General features: G+C 42.6%; 12 protein-coding genes. 7 read left to right on the plus strand and 5 right to left on the minus strand.

Annotated elements, in window-relative coordinates:
• Nucleotides 1-69 precede the first annotated feature (69 nt).
• Nucleotides 70-1185 (minus strand): MGDG synthase family glycosyltransferase, encoded by a 1116-nt coding sequence (locus AC787_RS02515; protein WP_054023356.1) that lies wholly within the window; start codon nucleotides 1183-1185, stop codon nucleotides 70-72.
• 201 nt (nucleotides 1186-1386) lie between these two features.
• On the opposite strand from AC787_RS02515, the gene kapB reads away from it, so the two are divergent.
• On the plus strand, nucleotides 1387-1782 hold the full coding sequence (gene kapB, locus AC787_RS02520) for a sporulation phosphorelay system protein KapB (RefSeq protein ID WP_054023357.1): 396 nt from the start codon (nucleotides 1387-1389) through the stop codon (nucleotides 1780-1782).
• 7 nt (nucleotides 1783-1789) lie between these two features.
• Here the strand turns inward: kapB and AC787_RS02525 are convergent, their stop codons facing one another.
• Complete coding sequence (locus AC787_RS02525; RefSeq protein ID WP_054023358.1) at nucleotides 1790-3133, minus strand: stalk domain-containing protein; 1344 nt, start codon at nucleotides 3131-3133, stop codon at nucleotides 1790-1792.
• Between the two features lie 418 nt (nucleotides 3134-3551).
• Here AC787_RS02525 and gltB point away from each other — a divergent pair, with 418 nt between their 5' ends.
• The 5 genes from gltB (at nucleotide 3552) to AC787_RS02550 (ending at nucleotide 12645) form a co-directional block, all read left to right on the plus strand.
• The gene (gltB, locus tag AC787_RS02530) at nucleotides 3552-8156 is read left to right on the plus strand and encodes a glutamate synthase large subunit (RefSeq protein WP_054023359.1); all 4605 of its coding nucleotides are present in this window, start codon (nucleotides 3552-3554) and stop codon (nucleotides 8154-8156) included.
• A 387-nt stretch (nucleotides 8157-8543) separates the two neighbouring features.
• Nucleotides 8544-8984, plus strand: a complete 441-nt coding sequence (locus AC787_RS02535) for a PilZ domain-containing protein (RefSeq protein WP_054023360.1) — start codon at nucleotides 8544-8546, stop codon at nucleotides 8982-8984.
• 50 nt (nucleotides 8985-9034) lie between these two features.
• Nucleotides 9035-10417, plus strand: a complete 1383-nt coding sequence (locus tag AC787_RS02540; RefSeq protein ID WP_054023361.1) for a sugar phosphate nucleotidyltransferase — start codon at nucleotides 9035-9037, stop codon at nucleotides 10415-10417.
• Nucleotides 10418-10937: 520 nt separating this feature from the next.
• A complete protein-coding gene (locus AC787_RS02545; RefSeq protein WP_054023362.1) occupies nucleotides 10938-11858 on the plus strand; it encodes an ABC transporter ATP-binding protein in 921 nt (306 codons plus the stop codon).
• Nucleotides 11851-12645: an ABC transporter permease gene (locus AC787_RS02550; RefSeq protein ID WP_054023363.1), complete on the plus strand. Its 795-nt coding sequence runs from the start codon at nucleotides 11851-11853 to the stop codon at nucleotides 12643-12645. The genes AC787_RS02545 and AC787_RS02550 overlap by 8 nt, the downstream gene beginning before the upstream one ends.
• 83 nt (nucleotides 12646-12728) lie before the next feature.
• Here the strand turns inward: AC787_RS02550 and AC787_RS02555 are convergent, their stop codons facing one another.
• The 3 genes from AC787_RS02555 to AC787_RS02565 all read right to left on the minus strand — a co-directional run bounded on the left by AC787_RS02555 (nucleotide 12729) and on the right by AC787_RS02565 (nucleotide 16632).
• On the minus strand, nucleotides 12729-13181 hold the full coding sequence (locus AC787_RS02555; RefSeq protein ID WP_235560885.1) for a bactofilin family protein: 453 nt from the start codon (nucleotides 13179-13181) through the stop codon (nucleotides 12729-12731).
• Nucleotides 13181-14194 (minus strand): peptidoglycan DD-metalloendopeptidase family protein, encoded by a 1014-nt coding sequence (locus AC787_RS02560; protein ID WP_054023365.1) that lies wholly within the window; start codon nucleotides 14192-14194, stop codon nucleotides 13181-13183. Before AC787_RS02560 ends, AC787_RS02555 begins: the two co-directional genes overlap by 1 nt.
• A gap of 176 nt (nucleotides 14195-14370) precedes the next feature.
• On the minus strand, nucleotides 14371-16632 hold the full coding sequence (locus AC787_RS02565; RefSeq protein WP_054023366.1) for an O-antigen ligase family protein: 2262 nt from the start codon (nucleotides 16630-16632) through the stop codon (nucleotides 14371-14373).
• 608 nt (nucleotides 16633-17240) lie between these two features.
• Between AC787_RS02565 and AC787_RS34625 the strand changes: the two genes are divergently transcribed.
• On the plus strand, nucleotides 17241-18617 hold the full coding sequence (locus AC787_RS34625) for an ABC transporter permease (RefSeq protein WP_063847476.1): 1377 nt from the start codon (nucleotides 17241-17243) through the stop codon (nucleotides 18615-18617).
• The last annotated feature ends 16 nt before the right edge of the window (nucleotides 18618-18633 follow it).

Genomic DNA, 18633 nt, shown 5'->3' on the forward strand with positions numbered 1-18633 from the left:
CTTCATCAGTTATACTATTTGGATAAGGGCATACAATTTATGCTTCATTCTTATTTAAAAAGAAAACCGTCACTGCATCAGTCGCAGGACGGCGTTCGGACAACTCGTGGGGTCGTATTGTTGATTGCGCTTGGTAAGCAGACTGTCTCTAAACTGGCCTGAAGCGTAAGGCTCATGAATGAGGGAGAACCACCGATCGACGGTATCGTTCGAGTCGAGCATTTCTCCAAAGCCGTTGTTGATGAAGTATTCGCAGTTCTCTTCTTCTTGTCCTGGAATTGGCTCATAAAACAGCATCGGAATACCTTTACTCATTCCTTCTGTGCAGGTCATACCGCCTGGTTTCGTAATCAGAAGATCTGATACGTCCATTAGCTTGTTAACCTCACGAGTGAAGCCTAGTATACGAATGTTCGGATGCTGGAAAAGAGGATCGGCAAGCATTTTTTCCTTCATCTTCTCATTTGAACCGACGCAATAAATGAGCTGTGTACTTTCCCGCCATTTGGTCATATATTCAAGGGCATTGTCCTCGTATAAAATTCCCCAACCGCCGCCCATAATGAGTACAGTCGGCATGTTTTTTAACTCAAACTGCTCTCTAATCTCTTCTTTATCGTATGTATGCCAGAAGTTGGGGTGAACAGGGATCCCAGTTACTTCAATTCGGTCTGTTGTAACTCCTTTTTCCATGAGCCGCTCTTTCACAAGCTCGCTGGAAACGAGGTATTTATTGACTTCCTGGTTTACCCATGACCCATGTGCATCATAGTCTGTAATAAGCGTATATAACCTCATGTCTAGTCCTAAACGTTTGAGCCGAGCAACGACAGCATTCGGTACAGGATGGGTGCATACGATTAGTTCAGGCTTCAACTGGGATATGACCTGTGACGTTTGAGTATAAAACACACGATGAAGCGCAAGCTGTGTAAAGCGGTTAAGCGACTTCTTATAGTTGCTGCGGTACATAAGACCGACCATCTTTGGTTGTTTGCTTACCGTTTTGCGATATGCAGATATAATCCACGGACCAAGCACCGGATTAAGGAAATTTCCTAACTCGATGACGCGGGTCTGAATCCCCGGACTTAATTGCTTAAGTCCGACAGCGAGCGCATAGGCAGCTTGGGTGTGACCTGAGCCAAAGCCTTCAGAGAGCAGAAGCACTCTTTTCTTACGCATTCATTCCACCTACTTTTCTAATTCCATATTACGATGCAAGTGCGACTAACACAAGTTTTATCCGCTAGGGTTGCGAATAATGTGGTGGATAAATTATCCTAGAATGAAGATGTACACATTATTATTATATGTAGCCAAGGAGTCAACTATATTTACATATATTTTACAAGTAAATAAATAATAAAGTGAGGATGATTCGAAATGGAACGAAATAACCAGATTGACGATAGTTTGAAAATAGGGGATAACGTTAGGGTTGAGATCCGCTCTGGACATTATCTAGGTGAGCTTATTGAAATTAACGGACCCCGCGTCCTCGTAAAGGTATTAGCTGTATTAAAGCATCCGGAGCAAGGAGATCTCCATAATCCTTATAATCCCGATGTACCTATGTTTCACGAACGGCGTGCGCTGAGCTATACAGAAAAAACGAATGTTTTGCTGCGTGATGTGAAGCGGCATACAGGCATCATTCCTGATTATAACGACTCTTTAAGAGCTGCCGCAGAAGCGGAAATCGCCTCACTGGATCGACTGCAGCGCTGGGCTGCAAAGGGACTGGAGCAAATGCAGCAGCTCTTGAAGGAATATAAGTAGTTTTATGTTATTTATTAATGAAGACGGTTTTTAAAGTATCGCGATAAATAACTTGAAATTGCAATCCCTCAGATAAAGCGGCCAGCGGGACATATAATGTGCTTACTTTGCCAACGGTATGAATGAAGGCAGGCGGTGTATTTAGTGTCTTAGATACTCCGTTATCGCGGATAGAGGCTGCTCCTACCGTTATATCTACCGATCGATCGGCAACTTTTATAGTTGCTGTCTGTGCTGCGGCGTTCCACTTGGTGGTAGCGCCTAGTGCGCCGGCAATGCTTCGCAGCGGAACGAAAGTACGATTTTGAACAATAATTGGTTTAATTGCGCTGATCATTTCTTTTCCACTGACGACAATTGCAAGAGCAGCTCCGTTTTCTTTTGGCTTCACGACACGATAATCTCCCCATATGGCTTTCGTAAAGGATTTCCCCATTGCAGCATAACCTGCCCTACTAGGATGTATATCCCCTTGTGCAATCGAGGTATAGCTTAGCTCGTTATCAATAAAAGAAGATGCGACATTTGCAACTTTCACATGGTAGCCATCTTTCGTAACTCGTTCGATTACCTGATTTAAGCGTTCCCGCAGCTGTTTGATGCTATCCTGCAGAAACAATCGGTCAGCCTCGGGGTAAAGGGGGAAGATGAACGCTCCAACCTTTAATGGGGGAGGTATAGGCAGATACTGATCTGCGATAACGATTTGGGCATTTGGCTGCAGTGTAAGCAGCAATCTTAGAGCAGGCTCAAGCTCCGACTCGTAAGTGTCTAAGGCCTTATCCAGCACAGTTGTCGTTTCGGCATGATCCGCCTTAGCATTCAGCTTGTCGAGTACGGCATACATGTCGTTGCCGCCTATTGTCATTACGATTAAATCGGCTTCACTTAATGCAGAGCGGAGCTGCACGGTCTCAGCAAAAATACGTTCTGCTCGCGGATCGGGAAGGCCGCTCTGGATATCCGCACTCTTCACGCTGACACCATTAACGATAGCCTCAACCCATTTTTTTAACCCTGTCGTTCGAAGCCCTAGCACCCCGTAATTTGTATACTCCGCACGAAGTCCATGGAAAAGAGCTTGTTCGTACACATGTTCTACGAAGCCATAAGGAATCGATTGCTCGGTAAAGCCATACTCGTAGCCGGCAGTTAAGGAATCGCCAACCGCGACGATTCGGTAAGTATGATCCTCCACCTTTTTGTCCAGTTCCGAGGCAGCATAGGTGATAGAAGTGTTATTAACGAGTGAATTTACGCAAAGAGGAGAGAAAAAGGCGGTGATCAGCAGTAAGGTGAGCATAACTGACGATACTGCACGAAATGCCGCTTTCCTAAACTTGCTATACAATATTTACACTCTCCTCTGTTAAAATAAAAGGAAATAAAAGCTGCAAGCTATGCTATGATGATACTCCGCAGAGAATCGAAGCTCGCGCCTTCCTAAACGGTTTTCGATAATCGAATTTGTTGTAAAATAGTGCAAACTATTATGAAAATATTAAATTGATTCCGCTTTGCCCTAATGATAAAATAACAAGATAATCGCTATGACGCGGTAAAGGCCGGGTGTGGTCAATTAAACGTTAACGCTCTTAAAAGACGTTGCCGTTTAGCTTAGGAATGTCAAGGAGCAGGCCGGTGTGCCTCGCTGACTACCATTCTATGATAAAACAAGCCAAAAATGAAGCGTAATGCGTATTCATCAATGCTTAATTTCAACACGTTCACGCTTACCCAAAAATCTTCTCATAGAAAGGTTGCGCACAATGAAAGAACATATTTTGGGATTGCCGCCGAAGCAGGGGCTCTATGATCCGCAGTTTGAGAAAGATGCATGCGGCATGGGCTTTGTGGCCAACATCAAGGGAATTAAATCACACAAGGTCATACGCCAAGCGCTGATGCTGCTCGAGAATATGGAGCATCGCGGTGGTCAAGGCAGCGAACCGAACACGGGTGATGGAGCAGGTATTTTGCTTCAAATTCCGCATACATTTTTTGCGGCAGAATTAAAGAAGCAAGAAATTGAACTTCCCGCCGAAGGACACTATGCCGTAGGTATGATTTTTATGCCGCAGGATGAAGAAGCTCGCAACGCAATTGAGCGTGAAGTGGAAACGATCGTTCAAGAGGAGAACCAATCGGTTATCGGTTGGCGCACGGTTCCAACGGATGATAAGAAGCTAGGTGAATCCGCATTAGCTGTTAAGCCTTTTGTTCGTCAGCTGTTTATCGGCATGAACGATAGCCTGAAGGACAATATGGCATTTGAACGCAAATTATACGTGATTCGTAAGCGCGCTGAGCTTGCGATTCGTTATGCCGGCAAAGAAGGCGGCAATATGTTTTACTTCTCGAGCTTATCCTCCAGAAAAATCGTATATAAAGGAATGCTTACGACAGAGCAGGTGCGTTCGTTCTATACGGAGCTTAACGATGAGTCGGTTGTATCGGCGATGGCTCTCGTACATTCCCGTTTCAGTACGAATACATTCCCAAGCTGGGAACGCGCTCATCCCTTCCACTATATGATTCATAACGGAGAAATCAATACACTTCGCGGTAATGTGAACTGGATGCATGCCCGCCAAACATTATTTGCCTCTGAATTGTTCGGTGATGATATCGAAAAAATCAAGCCTGTTATTAACCCAGACGGCTCGGATACAGCAATGTTTGATAACACGCTGGAGTTCCTATTCTTGTCTGGTCGTTCTATGGCTCATGCTGCAATGATGATGGTACCAGAGCCTTGGTCCAACCATGAGAGTATGAGTGACGAACGTAAAGCGTTTTATGAATACCACAGCACATTGATGGAGCCATGGGATGGCCCAGCTGCGCTTGGTTTTACTGACGGTGTGAAAATTGGAGCAGTTCTCGACCGTAATGGTCTTCGTCCAGCTCGTTATTACGTAACGAAGGACGATCATATCATTCTTGGTTCTGAGGCTGGAACGGTTGAAATTCCGCCGGAGGATATTTTGTACAAAGACCGCTTGCGTCCAGGACGCATGCTGCTTGTGGATACAGAGCAAGGCCGTATTATTTCCGATGAGGAAGTGAAAGCGGAAATCGAAACAGAGCATCCTTATCGCGAATGGCTAAACGAGCATCTCGTTGATTTGGAAGATCTGCCTGAAGCTCCTGAACTGCCAGAACCGAACCATGAGACTGTTCAAATGAGACAGCAAGCATTCGGTTACACATTTGAGGATATTCGCAAAGTGCTTGAGCCGATGGCTGGCAGCGGCATGGAGCCTATCGCTTCGATGGGTTATGATGCACCGCTTGCTGTATTGTCAGAGCGTCCGCAGCGTTTGTACAACTACTTCAAGCAGTTGTTTGCGCAAGTTACGAATCCACCTATCGATGCGATTCGCGAGGAGATTATTACTGCGACAGGTACAACGATTGGTCCAGAGCGCAATCTGCTTAATCCTGAGCCAGAGAGCTGCCGTCACATCAAATTGGATACGCCGATTTTGTCTAACGAGCAATTTGCTAAGCTGCGCCATGTGCGCCGTCCTGGCTTCCGATCCATTACACTTCCGATCTTCTTCCCAGCAAGTGAAGGGGAGACGGGCTTGCGTGCTGCGCTTACACAAATGTGTGAAGCGGCAGATCGTGTTATCGCTAAAGGGCATAATTTACTTATTTTGTCCGATCGCGGCGTAGATAAGGAAAATGCTGCAATTCCAGCACTGCTGGCAGTAGCGGCTTTGCATCATCATCTCATTCGTCAAGGTACACGTACGAAGGTTTCTATTTTATTAGAGTCTGGCGAACCGCGTGAAGTGCATCACTATGCTTTGCTGCTTGGTTACGGCGTAAATGCTGTTAACCCGTATCTTGCATTTGAAACACTTGACGACATGATTAATCAAGGTCTGCTTCGCGGTATTTCGCATGACAAAGCAGTGAAAAACTATATTAAAGCCGCTACTAAAGGCGTTGTAAAAATATTGTCCAAAATGGGTATTTCGACGATTCAATCTTACCGCGGCGCTCAAATTTTCGAAGCGCTCGGCTTGAAAGAAGATGTTATCAACGAATACTTCACATGGACACCGTCCCGTATTGGCGGCATCGGTCTTGATGTTATCGCTGAAGAGACGTTGAAGCATCACAACCGCGCTTTCGCTGAGCAAGAAGGCGGAGAGAAGGAGCTTGACTCCGGCGGCGATTACCAGTGGCGTAAAGATGGAGAAGACCATTTGTTCACACCGCAGACGATTCATACGCTGCAAATGGCTTCCCGTACAAATGATTACAAGCTTTACAAAAAGTTCTCTGCGCTAGTACAGGGTGAGGACAAGAAATATCTGACGCTTCGTTCTTTGCTGAGGTTTAAGGAAGGACGTCAAGCCGTTCCGCTTGAGGAAGTTGAGTCGCTTGAATCCATCGTGAAACGATTCAAAACAGGTGCGATGTCATTTGGTTCGATCAGCAAAGAAGCTCATGAAAGTCTGGCAATTGCGATGAACCGTTTAGGCGGCAAATCGAATACAGGCGAAGGTGGAGAGGATCCAGCACGCTTCATTCCAGATGCGAACGGTGACTCAAGACGCAGCGCAATTAAACAAGTAGCATCGGGACGTTTTGGCGTAACGAGCAACTACTTGGTTAATGCGGATGAGATTCAAATCAAAATGGCTCAAGGCGCTAAGCCTGGTGAAGGCGGTCAATTGCCTGGCCTTAAAGTATATCCTTGGGTAGCAGAGGTTCGTGGTTCGACGCCGGGTGTAGGACTGATCTCTCCTCCGCCGCATCATGATATTTACTCCATTGAGGATTTGGCAGAGCTTGTTCATGACTTGAAAAATGCAAATCCACGCGCAAGAATCAATGTAAAGCTAGTATCCGGTGTTGGCGTTGGTACGATTGCGACTGGCGTAGCGAAAGGCCGCGCGGATGTTATTATGGTCAGCGGTTATGATGGCGGTACAGGTGCTTCTCCAATGGGCTCGATCCGTCACGCAGGTTTGCCGTGGGAGCTTGGTCTTGCAGAAACACATCAAACGCTAATGCTTAACAAATTGCGTGATCGTGTTGTCCTTGAGACCGATGGAAAAATGATGAATGGCCGTGACGTTGCGATTGCTGTGCTGCTAGGAGCTGAAGAATATGGCTTCTCGACTGCTCCACTTATCGTACTTGGCTGTATCATGATGCGTGTATGCCAATTGGATACATGTCCAGTAGGCGTTGCGACACAAAATCCTGAGCTTCGCAAGAAATTTATGGGCGATCCTAGCCATGTCGTTAACTACCTGCGCTTCATTGCTGAAGAGCTGCGTGAGATTATGGCTGAGCTTGGCTTCCGTACCATTCAAGAAATGGTTGGACGCGTCGATATTTTGGAAACGAAGCAGCTGCTTGAGCATTACAAAGCAAAAGGTATTGATCTTTCTGGCTTGCTATACGAAGCTGATCTTCCGCAGGATGCAATACGCTACAATGTTCAAGAACAAAACCATGGTCTTGAATTGTCGCTTGATATGCAGCAGCTAGTTCCACTTGCAAAAGCAGCGATTGAGAATGGTGAGCGGGTGCGCGGTACATTCCCTATTTTGAATACAAACCGTGTTGTCGGAACGATTCTTGGTAGCGAAGTTACGCGTAAATACGGTGCAGCTGGTTTGCCGGAAGATACGATTTCATTCCATTTTGTCGGAACGGCTGGACAAAGCTTTGGTGCATTCGTGCCGAAAGGAATTACGTTATCGATCGAAGGCGACTCCAATGACTACTTTGGAAAAGGTCTCTCTGGCGGTAAAATCATTGTAGCTCCGTCACCGAAGGCAACTTTTGCAGCTGAGGATAATGTAATTATCGGTAACACTGCATTGTATGGCGCTACTAGCGGTCAGGCCTATATCCGCGGTACAGCAGGCGAACGCTTCGCTGTTCGGAATAGTGGAGCCAATGTTGTTGTTGAAGGCGTAGGCGATCATGGTTGTGAATATATGACAGGCGGTCGCGTCGTTATACTTGGCAGCACCGGTCGTAACTTTGCAGCAGGTATGTCTGGCGGCGTCGCTTACATCTATGACGAGAAAGGCGATTTCTACAACCATTGCAACTTGGAGATGGTATTGCTTGAGCGCCTAGAAGACTCTGTAGATATTTCTGAACTGCGTGGTTTGATTGAATCACATGTTACGTATACAGAGAGCGCAATCGGTACCCGTCTATTGAACGATTGGGAGGCATCGCTTTCGAAATTTGTAAAAGTCATTCCTAAGGACTACAAACGTATGCTTGAACAGATCCGCAAGGTTGAAGATACGGGCTTGGTGGGTGAAGCGGCACTTCTTGCAGCTTTCGAAGCGAACAAGAGAGAGCTTGCACGTGCAGGCGGCAAATAATTCAGACTAATTTTATAAATCGTATATACGAGTAAAGGGACTGTCCCTGAAGTAGCATTACTACTTCAGGCGACAGTCCCTTTTGTTTTTCGACAAAATGCCACCAAATTAGAAGAAAGCCGCGCCCATTAACCGACATATTCCATCCGTGGACTCGGGTATAATGATGTTAATATATCTATCATTATTAGTTATTTATTAGAAGTTGGTCAAATGTTAAGAAATAAAGTAGAGATGAAGAGCGAAGAATAAGCTAGGCACTCCGCCATCACCGTACTTGAAATAGATGACTTACTAGATGTAATGGGCATATAGATGAAATTGATTCCTGCTTTTGAACTATGACATGAATTGATATTGCTATTAGGTATGATGGAGGAATTAAGCATGGCGACGAATTCAAATGATGCCTCGCGCGCCCACATTAGGCTTCGCTTCACAGATGGCGTTAAGGCAGAGCTGCGGCTAATTAGTAAGGATGGACAATTGTTGACGCCATCTACGACTACAGTGCTTCTACTTAATCTAAGCCAAAATGGTTTATGTTTCTTATCCGGCCTGCAATTACCGATTCAATCCAACTATTTAGTGGAGTTTCGAATGACGATTTCAAAAGTACAGATTATTATTCGCGGCCGTATCGTATGGAATTCGAAACAAGATAATCAATATGTTCACGGGGTGTTATTTGAGTGCTCGAATACACTTCGTTCACTAATTATCGGTGTCATGAACCAAGAAATATTAGAAAGCCAGCCACAGCAGCAAAAAATTCATTACTTATACAGCAGGTTATTGAATACAAAACGCTTGTATTACAGTGGTTAACTATTTGATTGGGAGCAAATATCAATAACAACTTAGAAGGGGGACAGGCTTTGAAAATCATTTTGTTATCAGGCGGATCTGGGAAGAGATTATGGCCCTTATCGAACAGCAGTCGAGCAAAGCAATATTTATCTGTGCTGGAGAGTCCTAAAGGCGGTATGGAATCGATGCTGCAGCGTATATGGCGCCAGTTAGAAGAGTCTGATTTACAGGAACATGCTCGTATTTCGACTTGCCGTGAGCAGGTAGAGATTTTACAAAGACAGGTTGGTGTCAAAGCACCGCTTATCATTGAGCCAGAGCAACGAGACACATTTCCTGCAATAGCGTTGTCAGCTGCTTACTTGTATTCGATCGCAGGAGTATCTTTAAACGAAACGGTCATCGTCATTCCTGTTGATGCCTATGTAAGCTGTGATTTTTTCTCATGTATAAGAGGACTTCCTAAGCTGGTTAGAGAAAGCAGGTCTGAACTGCTTATGGTTGGGACAAGGCCCAGCTACCCCTCGGAGCAATATGGTTATATCGTTCCGGAAGCCAATCGAAATAGCAATGATGAAGAGAGCTATGAGCGTAGCGTGCATTCATTCAAGGAGAAACCTTATGAGGCTGAAGCCAATCAATTAATTAAAGGCGGCGCATTGTGGAATAGCGGCATTTATGCTTTCAAGCTTGATTATATGATTACTTTGCTTATGAATCGTAGACTGCCTATTCATTATGATGAACTATATAAACAGTATACGAAAGTACCAAAATCAAGTTTCGAAATTGAAGTCGCACAAAAAGAGACATCTCGTTCAGTTATCAGCTACGATGGTGAATGGAAAGATCTTGGCAGTTGGAAAACATTATCGGAGGAGCTGGCTTTTGAACGATTAGGCTTGGGCGAAATATCGGATGACAGCGAGCAATCCCAGCTCATCAACGAACTGGACATTCCCATCTCGATTATTGGTCTAACGAATGTCATTGTAGCGGCTAGCCCCGATGGCATCTTGGTGACTAGCAAAAATGCGAGCTCTGAGCTGGATGCGAAGCTTAAGTTGATGAATGAGCGTCCCAAATATGAGGAGCGCCGATGGGGGCATTCCAAGATTGTTGATTCAGTTGTCCTATCATCAGGAACACATTGTGTAACAAAGCGAGTTTTTGTTGCTGCTGGCCAGAATATCAGTTATCAAATGCATTTTAAGCGAAGAGAAGCATGGACCATAATCTCCGGAGAAGGAGTGCTTATTCTGGATGATGTGTACCGTCAGGTTGAGCCAGGCGACACTGTATCTATTCCAGTGAGAACAAGACACAGCTTGCGGGCGATTACGGACGTTGAGCTTATCGAAGTTCAAACAGGCAAACAGATTAATGAAGATGATATTATTAGGCTTGGCACAACTTGGGATGAGATTACTAGTCAATTAAATAGTGTATAATGATATTAAAGAATAATGTTTGGGATGGATTGCAAATCGACGTTATGATAGAACTTCTGCCATTTAACGCTTATTGCCGTTTTTAATGTTGAGGTTGATACAGTCATTACGAAAGAGAGAGGGAGCGATCTATCGAATGATATGTTCAAAGGACCGTTTTTATTGTGTTAGTTGCGGGGAGATGCTTTTAAGTCCTGAAGCAGATATTTTGTTTCGAACAGGATTTTTCCGAGTGGTACATCCAATGGGTTATTGCTTAACATGCAGCGTGGAGCAGGATAGGCTGGATGCTATAGTAGGATCGCCGGGTAAGACCAGTAACTATGACTATAAATTGTTCCTTCGTGCAGATGCAAAACTTGCCGAACATGTTATACAGCCCTATCGCACAAATGATAATGAGAGCCTCTGCCCTACAGTCTAACTGTAGCGTGGAGGTGTATTTTTTTGTAAACTTCCAATTGTTTCCTTAATGGTTTATAATGAATGAGATTTGGATTTTTGAAGGAGGAGCACAAATATGGAGCAGCCTATTGTTAAATTGAAAAATGTAACAAAAAAAATCGGCAGCAGAACGATTATTGATCGATTGACGCTTGATATCCCACTAGGGGAGGTATTTGGTTTCCTAGGTCCCAATGGCGCGGGCAAAACAACTACGATTCGAATGATGGTTGGCTTAATGTCGCTCACGGATGGTGAGATAACAATTGGAGGACATAGCATCACGAAGCAATACGAAAAAGCGATTCGCCACGTTGGAGCTATTGTTGAGAATCCCGAAATGTATAAATATTTGAGCGGCTATGATAATTTAATTCATTATGCGCGTATGATTCCAGGCATCACAGAGCATCGTGTTCATGAGGTCGTTAAGCTAGTCGGACTCGAAGGACGAATTCGCGATAAGGTGAAAACCTACTCTCTCGGCATGCGGCAGCGGCTTGGCGTAGCACAGGCTATTTTGCATAAACCACAGCTGCTCATTTTGGATGAGCCTACGAATGGATTGGATCCAGCGGGCATAAGAGAGCTTCGCGACTACTTGCGCCAGCTTTCTAAGGAAGAAGGTATAGCGGTATTCGTATCGAGCCACTTATTATCCGAAATGGAGCTTATGTGTGATCGTGTAGCGATCATTCAAAATGGCAAGCTCATTGATGTTCGAACTATTAAGGGTGAGCATGCAGCAAAAGTACATAACCGTGTTGTTATCGAAGTGGACAGTCAGCAGGCTGCGATGGATGTGTTATTCACCTCTGGGATTTCAGCGGTGCTTGAAGGCAATGAAGCCATTGCGGTTGAAACAGATAAGGAAAATACAGCTGCAATTAATGCATCTCTAGTAAAAGCCGGCATAAAGGTGTATGGCATTCGCGCACAGGTTAAGACGCTTGAAGATCAATTTTTGGAAGTGACTGGAGGGGAACGAATTGGGTAATTTTTTGCCGCTTGTTCAAAATGAGAATATGAAAATTTACCGTCGTCCTCGCACATGGGTGATGTCAGGTATATTGATTTTGTTAGTACTGGCGATTTCTATACTATGGCTAATATTTGGTGGAAGAGATGCCTCGATGTGGGATGTTGCTTTTATGGAATCCTCCATTTTGTTCCTGCTCGTAACCATCTTTACAGTTGTTATCGCTGCGGGTGGAGTTGCGGAGGAATTTACGAGCGGCACCATTAAGCTGCTGCTGATCAGGCCGTGGTCACGCTCGAAAATATTGTTGTCTAAATATATTTCGATCATGATATTCGCTGTTTTGCTTGCTATTGTATTGTTTGCAACGACTATATTCGTGAATTGGATTTGCTTCGGCATTAATGCTGCACCAGATATAAAACCAACCTTCGTCGGAGCTGAAGGAACGAATCCGTTTTCCTATATGCTTCAATATTATGGTTTGACGTTAATTTCGCTTGTTGTTACTGTGACGCTTGCGTTCATGCTCTCAACTGTGTTCCGGAGCAGCGGCTTAGCGATTGGTATGGCATTGTTTCTTCTTCTTGGAGTTAACAGCTTTATTGCATTAATTGCGATGCTGGAATACAAATGGATCGATTATCTGTTGTTTATTCATTTGAATCTAACGCAGTATTTAGACAATAACCCGATGCGGGAAGGTATGACCTTAGGTTTTTCACTTATTGTGCTTGGTATTTATTACGCTATATTCATCGCCATTACATGGTATATCTTTAATAAACGTGATGTTGCATCATAGACGCCAGGTTATTTAAAAAAAGCCGTTTCTATACGTGCTGCTTCTTCGGAAGACATGCATGAGTAGAACGGCTTTTTATTTTATTATCCTGCTTGGCGAGATTTCTCCTTGGATTCTTTTACCGCTGATTCTTTACCAATGTTGTGAGGTGGATCGGATTCTATTTGCACACGATTTTTACTGTCAGCTGCTAGCTCCATTTGGCAGTTGCCATTAAGCTTGCCGCCATCTTGGATAATTAGTGTTTGGGTTGTAATTTCACCAGTCAAAATGCCGGAGGAGGTAATGATCAGCCGTCCCTTTGTGACGATATCTCCGAAAACCTTGCCTGCAATAGTAATATCACGCGCTGTAATATTCGAGCGAGCAAGACCACATTCACCAATGATGACGTCGGCTTTGCATTCGATTTCGCCTCGGTGTTCCCCTTCAATTCGAAGACTTGCTTCACAAATTAACCTGCCTTCGCTTATCGTACCTTGGCCAATTAATGTATCAGTGGCCGCCGGCCGTTTATGGTCCTTAAACATAGACATTAATCCTCCTTTATTAATGCCAAAAATGGTAACGGGTTAACGGGTTCGTTTTTCTGGATGATTTGGAAATGCAAATGCGGACCAGTGCTTCTACCGCTCGATCCGAGTAAACCGATCTTTTCGCCTCGAACGACGATGTCGCCTACTTTAGCTTCGATTTCTTTTAAGTGCATATAGGCGCTTTGCAGCCCTCCTAGATGGTCGATGACGATATACTTGCCTAGTGAGTTATTGAAGCCAGTGTCCGACACTGTGCCGTCTGCTGCGCTAAATATCGGGTCTCCTAGCTTGCCAGTGATGTCTATTCCAGCGTGGAAAGCAGTTCGTCCGGTAAATGGATCTCTTCGATAACCAAATCCTGAGGTAAGCATTTTGGAGCGTGTCGGCCAGCCGGAAGGATAAGCATCAACTGAGACTCTCGTCGCTTGTGCCAGCTGGAGCGTCAGTGCTAAAGAATCCTCCATCGTCTCGACCATCCGTTGCAACTCAGTGAGATGAAGCCCTGTTTCCTGCGCGAACAAAGCAAACTGTTTGCTTTGCTTCGAATCGTTAAAGCTGATACTTTGCATTGCGGGAGTATCGGGAAGTGTTTTTACATTTGTCTTACTCTTAATTCTTGGCGTCAGATAGGAAGAGGTTTCAAGTTTGCTGCCATAGTTTTCGATAAATTGCTTCAGCTTTAACTCGAGCTGCTGTAGATCATCGATCTTCTCTTTCATGTCATTTGCTTGCTCTGACAGTCCGAGTATTTCTTGCTGTAGCGAGACAATTGCTTGGTTCTTATCTGAGACGGTTTGTGCAAATAGAGCGTCTTGTTGTGACATTTGTTCTTCAAGTTGGTTCAGTTCGTAAGTAGACTTTATTTGAATTCCGGCGATGCAACCCGAAACAGCTAGTACGGCAGCCGTTGGAGCTGCAAAGACCGATCGCTTTGAAACGTGAAATTGTTTGACGGTTTTGTCAGCGCCGCGCAGCACGACAAAGGACCATTTTGGCTTCTGAACTCGTTTCAATAGACTTCTCCTTCCCTACTTAAGATTCGCTATAAACGATCAGAACGTTCTTATGCTATTTATTCTTGGATGTAGTAAAACATGCCATAAAACTTGTGTGAAAAGAGAAAGACTGCCCGTCGCACATGAATTGTGCAAGCGGGCAGTCTTTCTAATACTAGATGGTTGCAACTGAACTATTGCGCCGAAGCAATCTCGATTTGGGCTACTGCTTCCTCTATAACTGGTGTCATAGCGAAGGTACGCCCTTGCTGCTGCTCGGCTGGAAGAGAAGCTAGCTGATCGATTCTTCTTTTCACTTCGTTAGAAAGCTCGATAACGTGCTGTGCATATTCTTGTGCTTTAGCCTCATCTTTTTCAGTAAGAGCCGTTTGGTTTGCTTTGGCATATGAGGTTATTGCAGCTTCATAGAGCTTAATATCCCAAGGGAATTTTTTGACACCTTCATTAATAGTTACAAGTGACTCTTCAAAAAGTCCCTTTTCTTGCAGAAAACGATATTCAGACATAAGAAGGCTTCGATTATAAGGATCATATTTTCTGCCTTCCTTTACAGTAGTAAGAGCTTGGTCAAGGAAAGTAACGGTGTTCGTTTGCTTGTACGCCTGCTCCAGCCAGTCAGCCTTCGTTAATTTATAGTATGGCTGCGTTGGTGAAGATTTAATGGCACTATCAAGTATCGGTAGAAGCTCCTCTAAAGAAGTCTGTTGTTTAACCGCTAGATCGATGGCTTTATTATACTTATTGGTTGCGTTGGTTTCTCGAATAGCAACGATTAGAAGGAATAAAGACAATACAGCGATAACCGCAGGATAAGCAATTTTTGGCCAGGATCGACTGAGCTTGCCATTCATACCTTCGATAATAAGTTTATGACTATATGGCGCAAGCATACAGCCGAGAGAAATAAAGACGAGAGAGATAATATAAATATAGCTCATATCAAAATCGATTACACTGTGGGCTAGCAGCGCTAAAGAAAAAATGAAAAAGATAAAGTGGCTGCCTCTAAGCTCGGGATAACGAATAAAGGATCGAATATATAGAAAATAAACAAATGCAAGCAGTACGATGAGTGAGATTAAACCGATCCAACCGCTCTCTACCAGAACTTGTACAAAGAAGCTATGTGCTTGTCTGCTCCAATAAGGGTTATTCTGGTATTGCTCAAACATGGACTGCCAAGCGCCGCCTCCGCCACCTAGCAAGGGATAATCCTCTGCAACTCGCAGACCGTCTTTGTAGAAGGTTAAGCGCTCCAAGACGCTGTGTTGTTGGAGATTAATATTTTCAAAGCGTGCAGCAATTTTATCTGGAAGCAAGCCGCGAATCGCGCTGCTGCCGAGGAGGCTGACCGCTGCTACAGCAGTAAGTACGATAGTAATGATAGGCACAGCCGCAAACGACCACTTATAGGAAGATAGCTTGGCGAGCTTTGATTCTAGGAAAGCAGCAGCTTTGGCATGATAAAGCATGATAAGGCTAGTAGTAACGATGAGGCCGAGCAACAGTAATCCCCAGCCCTGCATAGGCAATGAGCTGAACAAAGAAATTGTACTTGGTGCTTTCGTTTCAGTTGGTTGAACCAGAGTAGCTATTCTATCTGCAACTGTTGTAAGTTTGCCAAGTATAGTCATGGAAACCACTACGGATAAGCCCATAAACACGATGTATGTAATCTGCTTCGTTAAGCGTAGAAATGGCAGTACAATTAGCAGCATAACCGGAATAATAACAATTGCACCGCGCGAATAGGTAAGCATGAACGAGATCCAAATCGGTACAAGCATTGCAGCGTGAATGATTCTTGCAGAAGGACGCACGCAATGAACAGCATAATAGAGACTGACTAGAAACAAAGCGACTAGGAAGCCGGCGTATGAATTTGAGTATTGGAAAACCGAAGAAAGACGGTAACCATCATGTGCGAGCCATAGCGCATCCTTATAATACATTTGACCGAACAGGTTGAGTAAACCAAATAGAACAATTAAATAAGAGGAGAGCATAACAGCGTATTCGATTGTTTTTCGTGTAAGTTTATTTTCTGCAAAATACAGCGCTGCTATGAATAGAGCCGCGAGCAGGAAAAATACGAGAGTCATAAACTTTGCGTAGTAGACTGAAACCGCCTGGAATGAAGACAACCAATAAATGAATGGAAGAACCATGACGGCAATCGACAAAATCCCACGATAACTGTTGAGCTGCGAGCTGCGGTACACATAGACAGCAGTAAATGCGAGCATCACGTACCCGAAGATGAGAGCTCCATAAATGGGTCCTTCAAAGCTTAATTCGTAGCCGTTGAACAATGCTTTCTCATAGGGGAAGATTACTAAAAATAGAGCAATTCCAATGGCCCCAATCCACCTCAAAAGCGCAAAATCAGCATTTAAAGTGTTCGTATTCTTTTTTGATTTGTTTCGTGCACTCATTCGTAAGTACTCCTCATCCATCGTTATGTATATATGAAACAATTAGCTTTATTTGTATTTTAGCAAATGGGGGAGTAGATTACTATATTAGAAGAAGGGAATTGTATGTAGTTTACAAATTTGTAGAATATGAGGGTTTGTCGAAATGGAGATAAAATCGGAAAGATTCTACAATTTATTCGGTGCAAAGGTAGAATAAGGTGTTAATATGGTAGGAATTTTGGTAAGATAGCAGGGGTGTATAGACATTTTATTAAGAGTTTTGAAGGGCGATCTAGATTAAATCTAACCACAAACCAAATAAAACTTAAAAATTCTTAGCTGTTCAATTGTATCGTCTTACTAGTCGATATTATTTTGAGAGTAGTTCATTGTTATCAGCTTTTTTTGAGTTTATAGAGTTTAGATTACTTGTGTTTGCTCTATTAAACCGTGTTTTTGAAGGGCGCGTTAGTCTCAATATCTCATCTTCAAATATTCTTTTATGTTTTACTTTAAACAATCATAGTGGTCATATTTTAGTTATTTTTAGTTTATTCGACAATAATAAACTAAATTGAATTACAAATTACACAAAATAATGATAGTGAAAGGCTTGTGTCAAAAAAATGAAATTTAAAAATAAATTTAAAAAAATATTATTTTTCATTGTATTGTATATTCTTTCAGTAGTTGCATTGACCACGTTTCTTGAAATACCAGGAACAATGAAAATGTACGTGGAGATAGTAAATAGTGATGTAAATGGTTTTCAAGTCTTTTATGCTCAGAAGGAACAAGAATTCACAGAAAAAAACTCGAGTAGAGATGAATATGAAGCATCTAGAAAAAAAATGAAATTGGACTTTTTAATAGATTCTAATGTAGATAGAATAAGATTTGATTTAGGAGAACACCCAGGAAAAATAGAAATATCAAGTATTTATTTTAAGCCATTCTTCAAAAAGAATCATTTGTCTATATCATTGGTAGCGAATGAAGTTGGTAATGAAATTAGCAATATTAAGAAAAATGATGATTACATAGAGATAGTTACAAAAGGACCTGATCCTTTTATTTATTTTCCATTAACAACTGAATTAAGAGAACAAAACATGATTGATAACAAGAAATTTAAAACTCTGATCTGTAATTTTGTTGGGTTACTAATCAGCTCGGTTCTCTTTATTTTATTAGTGAAAAGAAGAATAATTATTAGCTTTTATGTAGATATATTCAGCAATAGAAGATTAATTTTTAATTTAGCTAAAAATGATTTTAAAACAAAATATGCAGGTTCATATTTGGGTTTTATGTGGGGGTATGTTCAGCCTATAGTGACTATACTCGTATATTGGTTTGTTTTTCAAGTAGGTCTTAAGGTCATGCCAGCTGATGAAAATATTCCGTTTGCGATATGGTTTATATCAGGTTTGATTCCGTGGTTTTTCTTTGCAGACTCTCTTTCTAATGCTACAAACAGTTTTATAGAATATAGTTTTTTAGTCAAGAAAGTTGTTTTTAAAATTAGTATTCTTCCAATTGTTAAAATATTGTCTTCATTATTTGTTCATTGTGTATTTTTGATTTTCCTTTATATTGTATATTTATCGTATGGAAATTCATTTCATGTTTACAACATACAGTTAATTTATTATTCCTTCTGTACAATACTACTCGTAGTAGGGATTTCATATTTTACTTCTGCAATAGTTGTGTTTTTTAAAGATTTGGGTCAAATAATATCTATAATTATTCAAGTAGGCATGTGGTTAACTCCTATTATGTGGTCAGAAAAAATTATTAGTGATAGATACAATTGGATATTTAAAATAAATCCAATGTATTATGTTGTACAAGGATATAGAGATTCTCTGTTCTACAAAGCATGGTTTTATGAAAATATCTATCTTACACTGTGGTTTTGGTTTTTTACTATTATGATGTTTTTACTAGGTGTATTTATATTTAAAAAACTAAAGCCACATTTTGCTGATGTGCTGTGATGGATTGGGGAATGTT

This window comes from Bacillus sp. FJAT-28004 (genome assembly GCF_001280845.1).
Classification (GTDB): Bacteria; Bacillota; Bacilli; order Paenibacillales; family Paenibacillaceae; genus Pristimantibacillus.

What these genes read in the sequence shown, in the direction of transcription:
- AC787_RS02515 (WP_054023356.1), bottom strand. Translation starts at nt 1,185, where the DNA reads ATGCGTAAGAAAAGAGTGCTTCTGCTCTCTGAAGGCTTTGGCTCAGGT.
- kapB (WP_054023357.1), top strand. Translation starts at nt 1,387, where the DNA reads ATGGAACGAAATAACCAGATTGACGATAGTTTGAAAATAGGGGATAAC.
- gltB (WP_054023359.1), top strand. Translation starts at nt 3,552, where the DNA reads ATGAAAGAACATATTTTGGGATTGCCGCCGAAGCAGGGGCTCTATGAT.
- AC787_RS02535 (WP_054023360.1), top strand. Translation starts at nt 8,544, where the DNA reads ATGGCGACGAATTCAAATGATGCCTCGCGCGCCCACATTAGGCTTCGC.
- AC787_RS02545 (WP_054023362.1), top strand. Translation starts at nt 10,938, where the DNA reads ATGGAGCAGCCTATTGTTAAATTGAAAAATGTAACAAAAAAAATCGGC.
- AC787_RS02555 (WP_235560885.1), bottom strand. Translation starts at nt 13,181, where the DNA reads ATGTCTATGTTTAAGGACCATAAACGGCCGGCGGCCACTGATACATTA.
- AC787_RS02565 (WP_054023366.1), bottom strand. Translation starts at nt 16,632, where the DNA reads ATGAGTGCACGAAACAAATCAAAAAAGAATACGAACACTTTAAATGCT.
- AC787_RS34625 (WP_063847476.1), top strand. Translation starts at nt 17,241, where the DNA reads ATGAAATTTAAAAATAAATTTAAAAAAATATTATTTTTCATTGTATTG.